Source organism: Bacillus sp. ABR (assembly GCF_056172715.1).
This window is the reverse complement of sequence record NZ_JAOYSL010000003.1, coordinates 585887-600344: the sequence shown is the minus strand read 5'-3', so window position 1 is coordinate 600344 and position 14458 is coordinate 585887. Positions and strand designations below refer to the sequence as shown.

Here is a 14458-nt window from a genome sequence, read left to right as displayed (position 1 = left end):
ATGTGTGTGCGAAATAAGGCGTGAGTATCACTGACGCTTTTCCGACATCTCCTATCAACCGTAGGGGGTTTGATGTGATAGAGCGGCTGGTATCCTGGCTGGTGAATCTGCAAGCTTTTCATCCTTCCCATCTTAATGACAGTGGATTACTGAGAAAAGCTCTCCTCACTCACAGTGGCGGGACCGCGCCGGATTTTCACCGGTCTTCCCAATTAAAATTCGACGTGTAATCGAATTACCGACTCTCAAACTATGAATTTATTGTGTTCGATTATATAACGTTCACTTCATTTCGTCAAAGTAAATTTTGAATAATTTTAATTAAAAAAATCCTGAGAAAATTCTTACTTTTCTCAGGACCTCTATTTAAGCTATAGAGATAAAAGATCTGCTTCCAATGTTTTTTCTAAAAGGACATCAGGCGCAGTTAAATATAAAAATCCATTCCCTACAAGGGCTTTCGACTGTTTTAATGGAAGGGTTCTTCTGACAAGCTGAGCATAGATCTCAGGCTCTGTCAGCTTGCGCTGGAACGCTTCTTCTTCGGCATTTTTGATAATGGCTAGTGCACCGCTTACGTGAGGGGCAGCCATTGAAGTCCCTGTGAGTCTGCCATATTTATGGTTAGGGAGAGTGGATAAAATGTCTTCTCCTGGAGCGACGAGGTCGATTTCTTTATTGGCATTAGAAAATTCAGAGGATTCTCTAGCAAGGGAAACAGAACCGACGGCAATGACTTCATTGTATGCTGCTGGGTAGGAGAACTCTTCCGTACGCTCGTCCCCGTCCCCTTCATTTCCTGCTGCACATACAACAAGCACACCGCTTTTCACCGCATTTTGAATGGCTTCCTGCAGGGCTGGCTCATTGCTTGGACCACCGAGAGACATGGAGATAATATCTACCTTCTGCTCTGCAGCATAGTTGATGCCATCAATGATCCATTCATATTTTCCGCTGCCATTTTCACCGCCAAGAACTTTCACGATGAGCAGCTTGGCTTCAGGGGCAACCCCTAAAATTCCGCCATTTTGATCTGTTGCGGCAATCGTTCCTGCTACATGGGTACCATGCCCATTGTAGTCTTTGACATTTTCAGCATCTCCATCGTCATCATCGGTAAAGTTCTTTCCTCCGATAATCTGATCTTTTAAGTCGGGATGCTCTGTGTCACAGCCTGTATCAAGGACAGCAATGGTTATGCCTTTTCCTTTGAAGCCACTTGACCAAAGTTCGGGTGCTTTAATCTCCTGAATACTTTCCGGCGTCTCTTTCGCTTCCATCACATTGGCTTTTACTTCATACGGAATTAAGCGAATTTCACCTTTCATAAGAAAGCCCTCCTTATTTTGTTTTCAAAGTAGATTCAGGCTGCGTAATGTTATTGTATAAAAGAAACTTTTGATCGGAAAGGGTCAATTGTAATAATTTTTCAAATAATCAATCTAATATCAAAAGTGCAGTTCTCCTCACTTATTGACGAAAGAGCTCACCTTTTGAAGAAAACTCTTGATATCATATGAAAAAGAAGGAAATGCTGCATAGTGAGGTTGCACCTGTACAGATGAAAATGGGTGAATAGAACTAAAATAGGCAGATTGAAAAAGAATCAATAGATGAAAGAAGAGAAGAAAATAGATAAACCATGAGAGCAGATTATTGCTTTTCAATGATAATATTATAAAGAATAAGAAATGTAAAAAGTATTTGACATTTAAGGGACTAATGCTATGATTATAAATGTAAAGAGTATTTGACATTTTATTTGAAAGGGGACTAAAGATTGGATTACGTAAAGGTTGTCTATTCAGTTATAATATTATTGATCGGATTGTTCATTTTGATCACTTCGATGATTCAAAAGGGTGATGAACGAAAGAGATTTATTTACTCGAAAGCTCAATCTTATGCGTTTATTGTGGTTTTCGGTATGCTTTTATTAGAAGTCGCACAGAATATCTTTCTAACGATTCAAGGGAACTCAAATCAGGGCATTGGGATTTCACCTATCGCGTTCCTGTCTGTGGTTTCAATAATATATGTATTCACATTCCTCATTTACAGAAAAAAATATGGTGATTAAATGCAGAATCATATTAGAGAGCTAAGAAAATCTAATAAATTGTCTCAAGAAGAATTAGCTAAACTTTGTAAGGTGTCGAGACAAACCATAAATGCGATCGAAAATGATAAATATGACCCCACTTTGCAATTAGCTTTTGACATAGCTTTTGTTTTAGGAACTTCAGTAGATCAGCTCTTTGTCAGCAGACCTATAAAAAAGTAAACAGGCCTCAAGATGAGGTCTTTTTTTGAGTGGTTAGCCGTTTTATTTTCCTTTCAATTGATGTGCGGTTACTGTGTTAAAAAACAACTTCATTCAATATATTTCTTCTTTTATGAAAAAACAGATGTGAAGATTGTGACTGTTCCAAATGAGAAAGGCAACATATAATAATGGAAAGACAAGCTTGCCTTTCAGATAGGAGAGATAGAGATGAACAAAGGGAAGATACTCGTAGTCGAAGATGAAAAGAAAATCGCAAGGGTGCTGTCACTTGAACTTGAATATGAAGGATATGAGGTGACAGTCAAAGAGACAGGAATGGCCGGCCTTCAGGCTCTTGAAGAAGACAGCTTTGATTTGGTGCTGCTTGACGTCATGCTTCCAGAGTTAAGTGGTCTTGAAGTGCTGAGAAGGGTTCGAAAGACAAATACAGCGACACCTATTATTTTGATTACAGCAAGGGGGAGTGTCCCTGATAAGGTAAGCGGGCTCGATCTTGGGGCGAATGATTATATAACAAAACCTTTTGACATAGAAGAATTATTAGCACGAATTCGCGCGCAGCTAAGGTTGAATATACATGCACAAGAAGAAAAGGAGACAGAGCTGAGCATAGCAGATTTAACGGTCAACGAGAAAACAAGAGAAATACAAAGGGGTGGGCAAATGCTTGAACTCACGCCGAGAGAATATGATCTGCTTGTCCACTTACTGAACCATCAGCAGCAAGTGCTCACAAGAGATCAGCTTTTAACAGCGGTTTGGGGTTTTGATTATTTTGGTGATACAAACGTGGTAGATGTCTATATCCGTTATTTAAGGAAAAAAATCGATTACCCATTCGAAAAACAGCTGATTCACACAGTGAGAGGTGTGGGTTATGTGATGAAAGGATAAAGAATGAGATTAAAAAATAAGATTCAGCTTTATACGTCGTTGTCTTTGTTTTTAATGGTGCTCTTGTTTCATACAGCCATTTATTTTATTTTTTCGATGACCTTGACGCAAAAAGATATGTCCCGTTTGTCTGAGGTGGCTGAAAATATTGCCATTGCTTTAAAAAAATCAGAGGAAGAGGGTCTTCCGTCCTCGGAGCTGCTGAAGGCGTACCTGCCTCAAAATGGCATGATCCGTGTCGTGACAGAATCGGGAGAGTCAAAACTGACTGTCACAAAGGAATCAACGTTTAGCTCATTGCCTTTTACATATGAATCTGGCCAGACGGCAGAAATTAAAGAATACAATAAGCATATGGTTGCGTTCGCTGCTATTCCGGTCATTTGGACAAATGGTGAGATTATGTCGCTTCAAGTATATGAAGAAATCGAAAATACGGAAGAGAACTTAGCGTTATTAAAAATGATTTTAATCACAACCGGCGTTTTGTTTATTGTGCTTTCCTATTTTGCAGGCCACGTGTTAACAAAGCAAATTGTCCGGCCGATTAGCAGAATAACGAGTACCATGAAGGCAAGTATGAAAGAGAAGGCGTTTAAACGAATTGAATTAACAGGCGATTCAAAGGATGAACTATATCAAATGGGACAAACCTTTAATGAAATGTCCGAGATTCTCGAGAAGCATTATGAAAAAGAACAGCAATTTTTGCATGATGCCTCTCATGAATTAAAGACTCCGATTACCGTCATTATGAGCTACAGCAATTTACTAAAACGCTGGGGGCAAACACGTCCAGAGGTTGTAGAAGAATCTTCCCAAGCGATTCATGATGAAGCGAAAAAAATGAAAAGACTGACAGATCAATTACTGACATTGGCGAAAAACGGTCAGCCGTTATACTTGGATATGAAGCCGGTTGATCTTGGTCATTTGTGCAAGCAGCTATGTCATACACTTGAAGTGGCCACCAATCGAACGATCCAATTCCATGTGCAGACAGATCAGCCGCTGATCGCAGAAGGAGACGAAGAGAAAATCAAACAGCTTTTGACCATCTTAATTGATAATGCGGTCAAATATAGTAGAGAGCCAGTTGATGTGACCTGCGGATGGGCAGGAGACAAGCCATTTATTTCAGTGATTGATCAAGGAATCGGTATAAAAGAAGAGGATCTGCCGAAAATCTTTGACCGCTTTTTCCGTGTGGATGAAGCGAGAAACAGCGAGACGGGCGGAACCGGACTTGGTCTTTCAATTGCGAAGCAAATTGCAGAAGAACATGGGGCCGAGCTGAAGGTAGACAGCCATATCGGCGAAGGGACAGCCATGACCATTCTTTTTCAGAAATAAATGGGTCTTTTCTCATCAATTTCTCATTTCCTCCTTATAAAATAGGAAATAGGAAGGAGGCGCTGCATGTCTAGAAAAACGAAAATGGTGCTTGCGCTCGCAGGATGTCTTGCAATTCTTGCGGCCTTTGCAATGCTCATGATCCAAACCATTGATCATAAAATATTAAGTGAAGCAGAAATGAAAAAAATGATCTCAAAAGACTACAATGGAAACATTACACATATTGATCTAATCAACCATAAACAGGACTATACATTGACGCTGGAAAATGCAAATGGCATCTACCAAATCATTGCATCTTCTAGCGGTCAAATGAAAGAAATTAGACAGTTAAAAAGCTATCAGAAGCCGAATGAAAAAAATGCTGAGCTCCAGGCAGAAGAGGCGGCTGTTAAAAAGGTGAGCGGAACCGTCATTCAAAAAAAAGAGACGACAGATCGTTTTATTTTTACCATCCAATCAAAAAAAGAATTATATCAAGTCGAGGTCGACAAACAGTCATTCAAGGTGCTTGAAGCAGAAAAGAAAAAACCAACCTCTAAAGAAAAGAAGCTCACAAAAATCACCGTCGAGGAAGCGATCCAAATTGCCGTCAAAGAGGTTGGCGGAACAGTGGATGATGCCGATCTTGAAACATTCAGCGGTATGCTCGTATTTGAGGTGGAGCTGGATTTGCCTGACGGCAGAGAGGCAGAGGTACTTGTGAACGCCTATACAGGAGACATTGAGGGCATTACGTACGAAAACTAATCCTTTTCTCATGATATTCTCATGTTTCTTTCCTTCCTTTATCATCTTGTTTTCTTAAGATATAGAAGAAATCAAAAAGAGGAGGAAATGAACATGATGAAAAAAGTACTAGTAGCTACAGCATTAACGGGAACTCTTGTCGCAGGTAGTTTCACACTTCAAGCGCAAAATACAAATCAAACAGCAAACGCCGAGCAAGTCGTGCAAAAGAAATCGTCTTTTGTTTCAAAGAAACAAGCTGAAAAAGCAGCCTTAAAAGTGGTGAAAGGCTATGTAGACGATGTGGATCTTGAGCGTAAAAAAGGAAAATGGGTGTATGAGGTCGAGATTAAAAAAGGCGGCTTTGAATATAAAGTATATGTCGATGCAAAAACTGGAAAAGCGCTGAATGATCCAGTCAAAGAAAAGAAACAGAATGTGAAGATCACGAAAAAACAAGCTGAAAAAATTGCTCTTGCAAAAGTAAAAGGCACAGTCACGGATTCTGATCTAGATAAAGAAAATGGTGTGTACATCTATGAAGTTGAAATCACAACACCAAGCGGCGAAGAAGTTGATTTTGAGATTTCCGCTAAAACGGGCAAAATCCTGAAGCAAGAATGGGATGATTAAGCCATCATCAAACCTTACACTTTCATGTGTAAGGTTTTTTCATTGGGACAAACTACGGGAAAGGAGGCGAGAGAATATGAAGAAAAAAGAAGAAGAGCAGACAATGGATTATGCGGAATACGTTCCGCATCCTGATGGAGAAGGATATGCTTTGTTTTTGCATGATTCCTTTCATCTCCTCTCCCAAGAGGATATGAATCAGCCGGAAGAGGAATAAAAAGACATGAAAGGGCGATGGTAAGAGTTGTCCATCGCTCTTTTTTTTGAAAAGTAAGCGAATACATAAGAATACTTGGCATCTTGCTTATTGACATCATTCCGCTTTTTCTGTAATCTCAGTGTGTTAACAATATGAGACTTCGTTAGGTGAGGCTCCTGTATGGAGATACGCTGCTGCCCAAAAATGTCCAAAGACGCCAATGGGTCAACAGAAATCATCGACATAAGGTGATTTTTAATGCAGCTGGATTTTATCCTATGCCATACAGTGCTAAAGCTCTACGATTGAAGGAGCAAGTGTTTATTTTGTCATGCTTACAAAGCGCCTTCATTCGGTTGAAGGTGCTTTTTTATGAGAAAAGGAGGTGTGGGGATGGATCATCCCGATTCGAGACACATAGAGAGTATGTCAAAAGATCAGATTGACGCATCAGACAGAGGAGATCCTGACCCCCCGCACATTCTAAGGGATTCGGGTATCTCCTGATTTTGGGGAGGTAACAGCGATGATACAGAACATTACGTACGATGAACTCATTTTAAGAATCATTATTTTGTTAAGAGATGGCAAACGCAAAGAATTCAAAAACATTATGGAAGAACTTCAGCCATATGATATGGCCTATTTATTTAAAGAACTTCCAGAAAAACACCGCGGCCGCTTCCTTAGCTTTTTAACAGTCGATGATGTGACGGAAATGATGGGTGAGCTTGAGCGCGAGTACCAAGAAATTGTGCTTGAAAAAGTAGGGAAAGACAAAGCCACCTTCGTCACAAACAAAATGGATAACGATGACCTAGCCAACTTGTTTGATGAAATGGATGATGAGCTGAAAGATCAGCTTTTATCAAACATGGAGGCAGAGGAATCAAAGGCCGTCCAGCTTCTCATGAATTATCCTGCTGAGACAGCAGGCCGGATTATGACCAACCGGTACGTATGGATTCCTCAGCACTATACGGTTCAGGACGCAGTTGTGAAGCTGAAAAGCTTTGCTGAAATTGCAGAATCGATCAACTATTTATATGTTATTAACGATCAAAAGCAGCTTGTAGGGGTTCTGTCGTACCGCGATCTCATTTTAGGTGAACCAGATGAAAAAGTGCAGGATCTTATGTTTACAAGAGTCATTGCCGTTGGGGCCTTTCAGGATCAGGAAGAAATCGCCAAGCTGATTGAACGGTATGATTTTCTTGCCATTCCTGTTGTGGAAGAGAACAATGTCCTCGTCGGAATCGTCACAGTCGATGATATCATTGATGTCGTCATCCAAGAGGCAGGAGAAGACTATGAGAAGTTCGCAGCCTCCGGTAAAGATATTACATTCGACACGCCCGCTTTTGTTGCAGCATACCGCCGTCTCCCGTGGCTCATTTTACTTTTATTCATTGGGCTGATTTCAGGCAGTATTTTAAATTACTTTGAAGATACCCTTCAGCAAGTCGTCGCCTTAGCTTTCTTCATGCCAATGATTGCTGGGATGACAGGGAATACAGGGACGCAGTCGCTAGCGGTCGTCATTAGAGGACTTTCAAAAGAAGAATTAACGAAAAAAACCATTATGCGCCTAATTTTTAGAGAGCTCCGGACCAGTATTTACATTGGGATTGTCTGTTCCATCATTATTACAGTCGTCGCAATGGTGTGGCAGGGCAATATGATTTTAGGTTTTGTTGTCGGGTCCTCACTACTTGCCACACTGATTATTGGAACGATGGCAGGTACGATCGTGCCTATTATTTTACACAGATTAAACGTCGACCCTGCTATTGCATCTGGGCCGCTTATTACAACATTGAATGATATTTTATCACTGCTCATCTATTTTGGAATTGCGACAGCGTTCCTCCATACACTTATGTAGCAAGAAGACTGTAAAACATGACGTTTTACAGTCTTTTTTTGTATAAAGATTGCATATAGCGCTTCCATCCTTTACATTTTAAGGAGAAGGTGGGAGAGAAACATGAAGAAGTTTTTATTCATTTTGATGTGTTTGCTTTTGCTGAATGCATGTCAAAGGGAAGACGAGGGGAAAGATCGGAGGCTAGTGGCTGCAGAGCATATGCTTGAAGCCATCACTGAAGGAAATAAAAGAAAAATGGAAGACGTCTACGTCGAAGGTGCGGTCCCGAGCCCAAATGACATTCTGAAATTGAAAAAAGAATGGGGCATAGACACACTTTCTTATGAGGACTTTCAATTGGAAGAAGCCAGCATTCATGTGTTCCATGCGAATTATGAAGATGCAAAAACCGGGAAGAAAAAGGCACTTGCCCTCCGGGTGAAAGAAGATCCAGAAAGAGGCGGTGTGCGAATTGACTTTGTAGGGGTTGTTGAAGGGTCTGAGGCATCCTCTAAATAAAAGTCAAGGTATATTTAAAAGGATAGAAGAGCTGACAAAAATTAGCTCTCCTATCCTCTTTTTTATCACAAATCAGTTATACCCATTAACTCCATAAAGTGTGAGAGGGCACTGGTCATGTAAGAATCGCGGCGCCTTATAAACACAGTGGGTACTATTCTATGTGGCTCCGGTAATGGATGACAGGTAAAGCCGCCTTGCACCCGGGATTCAACCATAGATTTTGGTAATACGGTAACTCCCAGTCCGTTTTCAACGCATTTAAGCACGCCCTCTAAAGTACCATATTCCATTACCTTCATAGGAGGATAACCGCTGCTCTCTAGCCATTGCTGCCAACGGCCTAAATAGATGCAATGAGCGAATGACGAGAGCAATGGTTCGTGTAAAATTGATTCTACCTGGAATTGCTCCGAGGAGTAGCTTGTAATCAGGACCAGGGATTCGTCCAATACAGGATACTCCATAATTTCCGGATGAAGAATGGGCCCATCTACCAATGCGCCGTCTACCTTGTAGTTGAGAATAGCGTTAACTTGATCTACTGTAGGTGCCATATACATACTCAATTCTACTTGTGGAAAATTCTTATGATATTCGGCAAAAATTTTTGGCAATCTTGTAGAAGCGGTTGACTCTATAGATCCAATGTGTAAAGTTCCCCGCGGAGTAGAGGAAAGCTTTACTGCCTCTATCGCTTCTTCGAAATCGTAGAGTAATTTGTTTACATAGGGCAATAGTTCGCGTCCTGCAGGTGTTAAAGATATCTTCTTATGATATCGATAGAGAAGAGGAACTCCTAATTCTTGTTCAAGACGTTGGATTCGTGCAGTAACATTGGACTGCACATAATTCAATTTCTGTGCCGCTTTTGTGATGCTTTGTTCAATTGCAACGGCTTTAAACACTTCCAAAGATTTAATATCCAAAATAACTCTCCTTTTTGCATCACAAATTGTGATTAACTATACATTATTATTTGATTTTACGTGATCCAATGGAATAAGTAAACTTAATGATATAAGAGGTTGATGCTAATTGTGTCCCTTGGTATTTGATCATGAGGAGGATGGTGAGGTAGGGAATTTTATCTGGAAAAAGATAAACAGACGTTTCCAATGAATAGGAGGGAATCTATTGATTTCTAAGACGAATATCCAAGAGAAATTTTTGCAAATAAATGATTATTGGAATCCTAGAATAAGCGGAGAATTGAACGATTCATACATTAAAATGGTAAAAGTTAAAGGTGAATTCATTTGGCATCACCATGATGACGAGGATGAAATGTTTTTTGTATGTAAAGGGAAGCTGGTCATCCGTTTCAGGGATAAAGAAATAGCTGTTAATGAAGGGGAGTTTATTGTGATTCCTAAAGGAATTGAACATCAGCCAATTGCTGAAGAAGAAGTTCATTTGTTATTAATTGAACCCAAAACGACTCTAAACACGGGGAATGTGGTCAATGAACGAACCGTTTCGATTCCTGAACGATTCGATGAACACTAACTCGTTGCACTTAACAGGTGCGTTAGTTAAAAAAGAGGCAGCAATCGCTGTCTCTTTTTCATTCAGCAATTGCAACAATCAATACGAACAAAGCTTTGATTTTAAAGAGTAAGCGATTCTTTTTTTGTTTAACGATTTTTATACCGAAAGTGTGCATTAATCTGGCCTTCCAGCATTTTTTTCTTAAATTGTCCGCTTTTTAGCGCTTGTTCTTTTTTCTTCATGTCTTTTAAAATTTCAGCTGTCTGCACACCATCTTCTCGTTTATTGGCGATGTCCATTAAACGTTCAACATCTGCAAAAGAATATTTCCGTGTGCCTCTTGTTGAGCGCTGGGGGTAGATGAGTTTACGTTCCTCATAATATCGGATTTGCCTGACGGAAAGCCCTGTTAACTCACTGACAATCCCGATTGAAATGACTTTTTTATCTTTATAAGATACATCTTCCTGCGTCATATACTCACCCCTGCAAGTCTTTTCTTCATATTATATAGAACGAGAAGTAAAAAAACCTATCGTTTGTTAGAAAATATAACACAAAAACGAAAAAAATGAAAAAACTATGGAAGGAAAAATAACAGGTAATGTGCAATACATCTTACGTCGGCATATAATCATGGTGAGTTGACATAGGAGGAGGAGCATATAATGGAGCAAGCACAGATCATTCGTATGGCAAAAGAAATCATCGCATTAGATGTGAAGAGGGATGAATTGCTCGAGCAATTCATGCAGGCTGCGGGTCAGAATGCACATGCGCTTCTAAGGGCCATACAAAATGATTTGTATAAGAGGTCTTCATAAGCACCCGATCCAAATCACTTGATAGGAGGGGATAATCGGTGCGGCGTATATTAAAAGAAGCTTTAGCAAAAGAAAGACATTATTATACGAAGCAGCTATGTTCATTAGGGGTTTACAGCCCTGATGCGGCCAAGAACATGACAATTAGTGACTTAAAAAAAGAGTATCATTTCTTTTTCAACAAAACAGAGCGCTGTTTGTAAAAATCCCTTGAAATGTGCGTATGTCACATAAAGGGTTCTTTTTTTGTTTAATATTATAGCAATATTGAATTTTGTAGAAATTTGGCGAATGAAGTGCAAGAAACCATAGATTCTTTACAGATTATGTTAAAGTGTGTCGCATCTTGATGGTTTGCTGAAAAAGCTTTTTTTCGAGATGATTGTGAAAAATAAGAAGGATTTTAAAAGTTTATATCGAAAACTTATACATAACACGAATGGAGTCACTTATGTGGTTGAAAGGGTTTTCAAAAACGTACTTCTATTTTTTACGAAAGGCTCCAACTGCACCGCAAGACAGCCTTGAAGTTAAAAAAATATTATAAGAGGTAGATATGTGATGAGACTATCGTTTAATGAAGAAGAAGTAGAACGCTCAATGACGCTTTACAAAGTTTTTGCAAGAGCATTTAAAAGCGTTTCAGAACACAGTATTAGAGACAGTAAAGAGCATGGGTTTAATCCAACTGAATTTGCCGTACTTGAATTACTGTACACGAGAGGTGCTCAAAAGCTTCAGCAAATCGGCTCAAGACTCCTGCTTGTCAGCGGGAATGTGACGTACGTAATTGACAAATTAGAACGAAATGGTTTCATTGAAAGAGAACAGGACCCCAAGGATAAACGTTCGGTTTATGCCCATTTAACGGATAAAGGGCGAAGCTATCTTGACAAGATTTATCCGATCCACTCTCTTCGGATTGCGCGTGCATTCTCTGGTCTGACGCGTGAAGAACAAGAGCAATTGATTAGTCTATTGAAAAAAGCAGGTATTCACAGTCAGCATTTATTATTTAGATAAAACGAAAAGGTGCCATGATTGGCACCTTTTTTATGTATCAAGATGAGCCGGATAGGCGATGAATTTTTCGATATCGCTTGCTGGCAGCGGCTTGGCATAATAAAACCCTTGCAGGTCGTCACAGCCCTGGGCAGATAATAGCTGGGCCTGTGCAAATGTTTCAACACCTTCTGCTATCACTTCGAGAGATAATTGGTGTCCCATCGCTATAATAGCCCCTGTAATCTGTTCTGACTTTGAATCACTTAAAATATCCTCAATAAAGGATTTATCAATTTTCAGTCGATGAATAGGTAAATCCTTTAAATAGCTTAAGGAGCTGTGGCCTGTACCGAAATCATCAATACTAATGCGGACGCCAAGTTGTTTTAGCGATGTTAGCACTTGTTTTGATTGCTTGATATTGTCCATTGTCATACTTTCTGTGACTTCAAGCTCCAAGAGGGACGGTTTCAGGTCGTATTTTTTCAGTGTCAGCTTGATCAAATCAATTAAGTCTTCAGAATTGAATTGTTTCGCAGATAAATTCACAGCCACAGGGATCTTTAGCCCATCGTCATACCACCTTTTTGCCTGCTTACCAGCCGTATCAATGACCCATCTGCCAATATCGATGATCAGTCCTGATTCCTCTGCCAGCTCAATAAAAGCCTCAGGTGACTTTAAGGAACCATCTGGTGCCTTCATTCTTAAAAGGGCTTCAACCCCAGTCATCTGTCTTGTTTTGGCACTGACTTGCGGCTGGTAGTGAAGGACAAATTGTTCTCTTTGAATGGCATCCCTCAGCTCTAGCTCCCGGTTTAACCTGTCCTCACTCAATCTTTCCATGGATTCGGTAAAGAACTCATAACGGCTTTGCTTATGTTTTTTGGATAAATACATGGCCATATCGGCTTTTCTCATCAGCTCCATTCCGTCTTTGCCATTTTGCGGAGAGATAGCGATCCCAATGCTGATCGATGTAATGAGTTGGTGGTTCTGGATGAAAAAAGGACGTTCAAATTGATGAATGATATTTTTAGAAAATTGTTCGACTTTATATGTATCATGATCCATGTGAGGAAAGATCATTAAAAATTCATCGCCGCCAAGTCTTGCGATAAAGCCATTGTCCGGTAAACATTGTGTCAGTCTATTTGCGGCAGCTTTCAGCAGTAAGTCTCCGATGTTATGCCCAAGTGCATCATTAATAATTTTAAAACGATTTAAGTCAAGAAACAGAACCGCTGTTGATGTTTTTGACTTTTCTTGAGCGGAGAGAACATCATTTAAATGATTAATGCCGTGGCGGCGGTTAGGAAGCTCTGTTAATGCATCATAATGTGCCATCACATGAATTTCTTTTTCTGCTATCCGCTGCTGCGTTAAATCTTTTAAAACAAGATAAATGCTGTCGAGTGAATTGTTTACATGGACAGGTATGTAAGTGACATGATAATAATAAAAACGATCTGCTGCTTTCAGTTCTGCTTCGCGTGTAATGGCTTTTTTTGACTGAGAAATAAATTCTTCCCACAATTCAGTAGGCATCACATATTGGCTGACATCATCACCAATCTTAGAATTGCACAACTCTAAGATTTGTTTACCTGAGTCATTTGCAGAAAGCACCTTTCGATGGACAGATAACACGATAATACCGTCTATATTATGCTTGATCAGCGATTGAAACCGCTGTTCATTTTCCTTCAGCTGATCTGACTGTGTCATGATCCGGTGATCAATATAGGCACCAAAGATCATCAGCGTTTGGACAATCAGTGTCATCAATCCTATGAAAAGCGACAGGCTGAATGGCGACATTTCAAAAAAACCACCTTCAGCGGTCTGTCCATTTGTATGATAAAACATGGTAGAGGAAGCCATACCAGTATAATGCATACCTGCTATAGCACCGCCCATCAACATTGAACCAAGACCCTTTAAAAGATAATTCTCCCGTTTACTTTTAGTGCGGTCAACACGAAAGAAGAGCTTCAGTGAGAAGTAGGAGGTAATGGCAGCAATGAAAAACGAAAGAAAAAAGAGGACTGGATCATAGCTGATTGAGACATTGGCCATTGATTCCATTCCAAGATAATGCATGCTGCAAATAGCTGAACCCATGGTGATTGAACTAATGAGCAGCCGTCTTCTAGAGAGCTGCTTTTGAATGCATATTGAAAAAGCGATCAAGGATCCGATAAATGAGGCCAAAATCGATAAAATCAGTAAGTATGTATCATATGTGATGCCAACACGCATTTGAAATGCCATCATGCCAATAAAATGCATCGACCATATCCCCATTCCCATGATCATTGCACCAATGAGCAGCCATACCTTTTTCTTTGCACCGCTTGATTGTGCTACCCTGCTGGCTATATGAAGAGCTGAGTAGGAGGCAACAGCGGCGACAGCGATTGACAGAAAGACAAGCCATCCATTGTAGCTTCCTGTTAAATGGGTCATGTAAGAAAACCTCCAGTACTTTAAAACAGACATATACTTAATATATCGGATCGAACGGCTTCTGTGTTCACCTTTCCTTCACTTAAATACAATAATCAACGTTTTTTTCACCCTTCTTTTATAGTAAAATCAAATTTAATGTAAAAAAACGACGAAAAGCGAATCGTTTCTTCGGTTTTATT

At 39.9% G+C, this 14458-nt stretch carries 16 protein-coding genes and 2 riboswitches; of the genes, 12 read left to right on the top strand and 4 right to left on the bottom strand.

The window, feature by feature from the left end:
- Positions 1–67: 67 nt before the first annotated feature.
- Positions 68–259, bottom strand: a riboswitch (cobalamin riboswitch).
- 112 nt (positions 260–371) lie between these two features.
- The gene (locus OIT90_RS13140; RefSeq protein ID WP_039178019.1) at positions 372–1331 is read right to left on the bottom strand and encodes a S8 family peptidase; all 960 of its coding nucleotides are present in this window, start codon (positions 1329–1331) and stop codon (positions 372–374) included.
- Positions 1332–2083: 752 nt separating this feature from the next.
- Here OIT90_RS13140 and OIT90_RS13135 point away from each other — a divergent pair.
- The 8 genes from OIT90_RS13135 (at position 2084) to OIT90_RS13100 (ending at position 8487) form a co-directional block, all read left to right on the top strand.
- Complete coding sequence (locus tag OIT90_RS13135; protein WP_039178022.1) at positions 2084–2287, top strand: helix-turn-helix transcriptional regulator; 204 nt, start codon at positions 2084–2086, stop codon at positions 2285–2287.
- 210 nt (positions 2288–2497) lie between these two features.
- Positions 2498–3184 carry a response regulator transcription factor gene (locus OIT90_RS13130; RefSeq protein WP_341083614.1) on the top strand — a complete coding sequence of 229 codons (687 nt, stop codon included), beginning with the start codon at positions 2498–2500 and terminating at the stop codon, positions 3182–3184.
- A 3-nt stretch (positions 3185–3187) separates the two neighbouring features.
- Positions 3188–4537, top strand: a complete 1350-nt coding sequence (locus OIT90_RS13125; protein ID WP_474892612.1) for an ATP-binding protein — start codon at positions 3188–3190, stop codon at positions 4535–4537.
- Between the two features lie 66 nt (positions 4538–4603).
- Positions 4604–5290: a PepSY domain-containing protein gene (locus tag OIT90_RS13120; protein WP_474892611.1), complete on the top strand. Its 687-nt coding sequence runs from the start codon at positions 4604–4606 to the stop codon at positions 5288–5290.
- 93 nt (positions 5291–5383) lie between these two features.
- Positions 5384–5902 (top strand): PepSY domain-containing protein, encoded by a 519-nt coding sequence (locus tag OIT90_RS13115; protein ID WP_474892610.1) that lies wholly within the window; start codon positions 5384–5386, stop codon positions 5900–5902.
- Between the two features lie 76 nt (positions 5903–5978).
- On the top strand, positions 5979–6119 hold the full coding sequence (locus tag OIT90_RS13110) for a hypothetical protein (RefSeq protein WP_180272400.1): 141 nt from the start codon (positions 5979–5981) through the stop codon (positions 6117–6119).
- A 134-nt stretch (positions 6120–6253) separates the two neighbouring features.
- Positions 6254–6418: riboswitch (M-box (ykoK) riboswitch) on the top strand.
- Positions 6419–6627: 209 nt separating this feature from the next.
- Complete coding sequence (gene mgtE / locus OIT90_RS13105) at positions 6628–7986, top strand: magnesium transporter (protein ID WP_039178033.1); 1359 nt, start codon at positions 6628–6630, stop codon at positions 7984–7986.
- 102 nt (positions 7987–8088) lie between these two features.
- Positions 8089–8487, top strand: coding sequence for a hypothetical protein (locus OIT90_RS13100; RefSeq protein WP_059376903.1), 399 nt, complete (start codon positions 8089–8091; stop codon positions 8485–8487).
- 65 nt (positions 8488–8552) lie between these two features.
- Here the strand turns inward: OIT90_RS13100 and OIT90_RS13095 are convergent, their stop codons facing one another.
- Positions 8553–9416, bottom strand: a complete 864-nt coding sequence (locus tag OIT90_RS13095) for a LysR family transcriptional regulator (RefSeq protein WP_047202741.1) — start codon at positions 9414–9416, stop codon at positions 8553–8555.
- 208 nt (positions 9417–9624) lie between these two features.
- Between OIT90_RS13095 and OIT90_RS13090 the strand changes: the two genes are divergently transcribed.
- Positions 9625–9996, top strand: a complete 372-nt coding sequence (locus OIT90_RS13090; protein WP_474892609.1) for a cupin domain-containing protein — start codon at positions 9625–9627, stop codon at positions 9994–9996.
- A gap of 128 nt (positions 9997–10124) precedes the next feature.
- Here the strand turns inward: OIT90_RS13090 and OIT90_RS13085 are convergent, their stop codons facing one another.
- Positions 10125–10454 carry a MerR family transcriptional regulator gene (locus tag OIT90_RS13085; RefSeq protein WP_024424656.1) on the bottom strand — a complete coding sequence of 110 codons (330 nt, stop codon included), beginning with the start codon at positions 10452–10454 and terminating at the stop codon, positions 10125–10127.
- Positions 10455–10646: 192 nt separating this feature from the next.
- Between OIT90_RS13085 and OIT90_RS13080 the strand changes: the two genes are divergently transcribed.
- The 3 genes from OIT90_RS13080 to OIT90_RS13070 all read left to right on the top strand — a co-directional run bounded on the left by OIT90_RS13080 (position 10647) and on the right by OIT90_RS13070 (position 11825).
- Complete coding sequence (locus OIT90_RS13080; RefSeq protein WP_185847124.1) at positions 10647–10802, top strand: hypothetical protein; 156 nt, start codon at positions 10647–10649, stop codon at positions 10800–10802.
- 38 nt (positions 10803–10840) lie between these two features.
- The gene (locus tag OIT90_RS13075; protein WP_024426818.1) at positions 10841–11005 is read left to right on the top strand and encodes a hypothetical protein; all 165 of its coding nucleotides are present in this window, start codon (positions 10841–10843) and stop codon (positions 11003–11005) included.
- 355 nt (positions 11006–11360) lie between these two features.
- Positions 11361–11825 carry a MarR family winged helix-turn-helix transcriptional regulator gene (locus OIT90_RS13070; protein ID WP_095408317.1) on the top strand — a complete coding sequence of 155 codons (465 nt, stop codon included), beginning with the start codon at positions 11361–11363 and terminating at the stop codon, positions 11823–11825.
- Positions 11826–11855: 30 nt separating this feature from the next.
- Here the strand turns inward: OIT90_RS13070 and OIT90_RS13065 are convergent, their stop codons facing one another.
- Positions 11856–14276 (bottom strand): bifunctional diguanylate cyclase/phosphodiesterase, encoded by a 2421-nt coding sequence (locus OIT90_RS13065; protein WP_474892608.1) that lies wholly within the window; start codon positions 14274–14276, stop codon positions 11856–11858.
- Positions 14277–14458 lie beyond the last annotated feature (182 nt).

Bases quoted from the DNA above. Each gene is read 5' to 3' on its own strand.
- OIT90_RS13140 (WP_039178019.1), bottom strand. From the start codon at position 1,331: ATGAAAGGTGAAATTCGCTTAATTCCGTATGAAGTAAAAGCCAATGTG.
- OIT90_RS13135 (WP_039178022.1), top strand. From the start codon at position 2,084: ATGCAGAATCATATTAGAGAGCTAAGAAAATCTAATAAATTGTCTCAA.
- OIT90_RS13130 (WP_341083614.1), top strand. From the start codon at position 2,498: ATGAACAAAGGGAAGATACTCGTAGTCGAAGATGAAAAGAAAATCGCA.
- OIT90_RS13125 (WP_474892612.1), top strand. From the start codon at position 3,188: ATGAGATTAAAAAATAAGATTCAGCTTTATACGTCGTTGTCTTTGTTT.
- OIT90_RS13120 (WP_474892611.1), top strand. From the start codon at position 4,604: ATGTCTAGAAAAACGAAAATGGTGCTTGCGCTCGCAGGATGTCTTGCA.
- OIT90_RS13115 (WP_474892610.1), top strand. From the start codon at position 5,384: ATGATGAAAAAAGTACTAGTAGCTACAGCATTAACGGGAACTCTTGTC.
- OIT90_RS13110 (WP_180272400.1), top strand. From the start codon at position 5,979: ATGAAGAAAAAAGAAGAAGAGCAGACAATGGATTATGCGGAATACGTT.
- mgtE (WP_039178033.1), top strand. From the start codon at position 6,628: ATGATACAGAACATTACGTACGATGAACTCATTTTAAGAATCATTATT.
- OIT90_RS13100 (WP_059376903.1), top strand. From the start codon at position 8,089: ATGAAGAAGTTTTTATTCATTTTGATGTGTTTGCTTTTGCTGAATGCA.
- OIT90_RS13085 (WP_024424656.1), bottom strand. From the start codon at position 10,454: ATGACGCAGGAAGATGTATCTTATAAAGATAAAAAAGTCATTTCAATC.
- OIT90_RS13080 (WP_185847124.1), top strand. From the start codon at position 10,647: ATGGAGCAAGCACAGATCATTCGTATGGCAAAAGAAATCATCGCATTA.
- OIT90_RS13065 (WP_474892608.1), bottom strand. From the start codon at position 14,276: ATGACCCATTTAACAGGAAGCTACAATGGATGGCTTGTCTTTCTGTCA.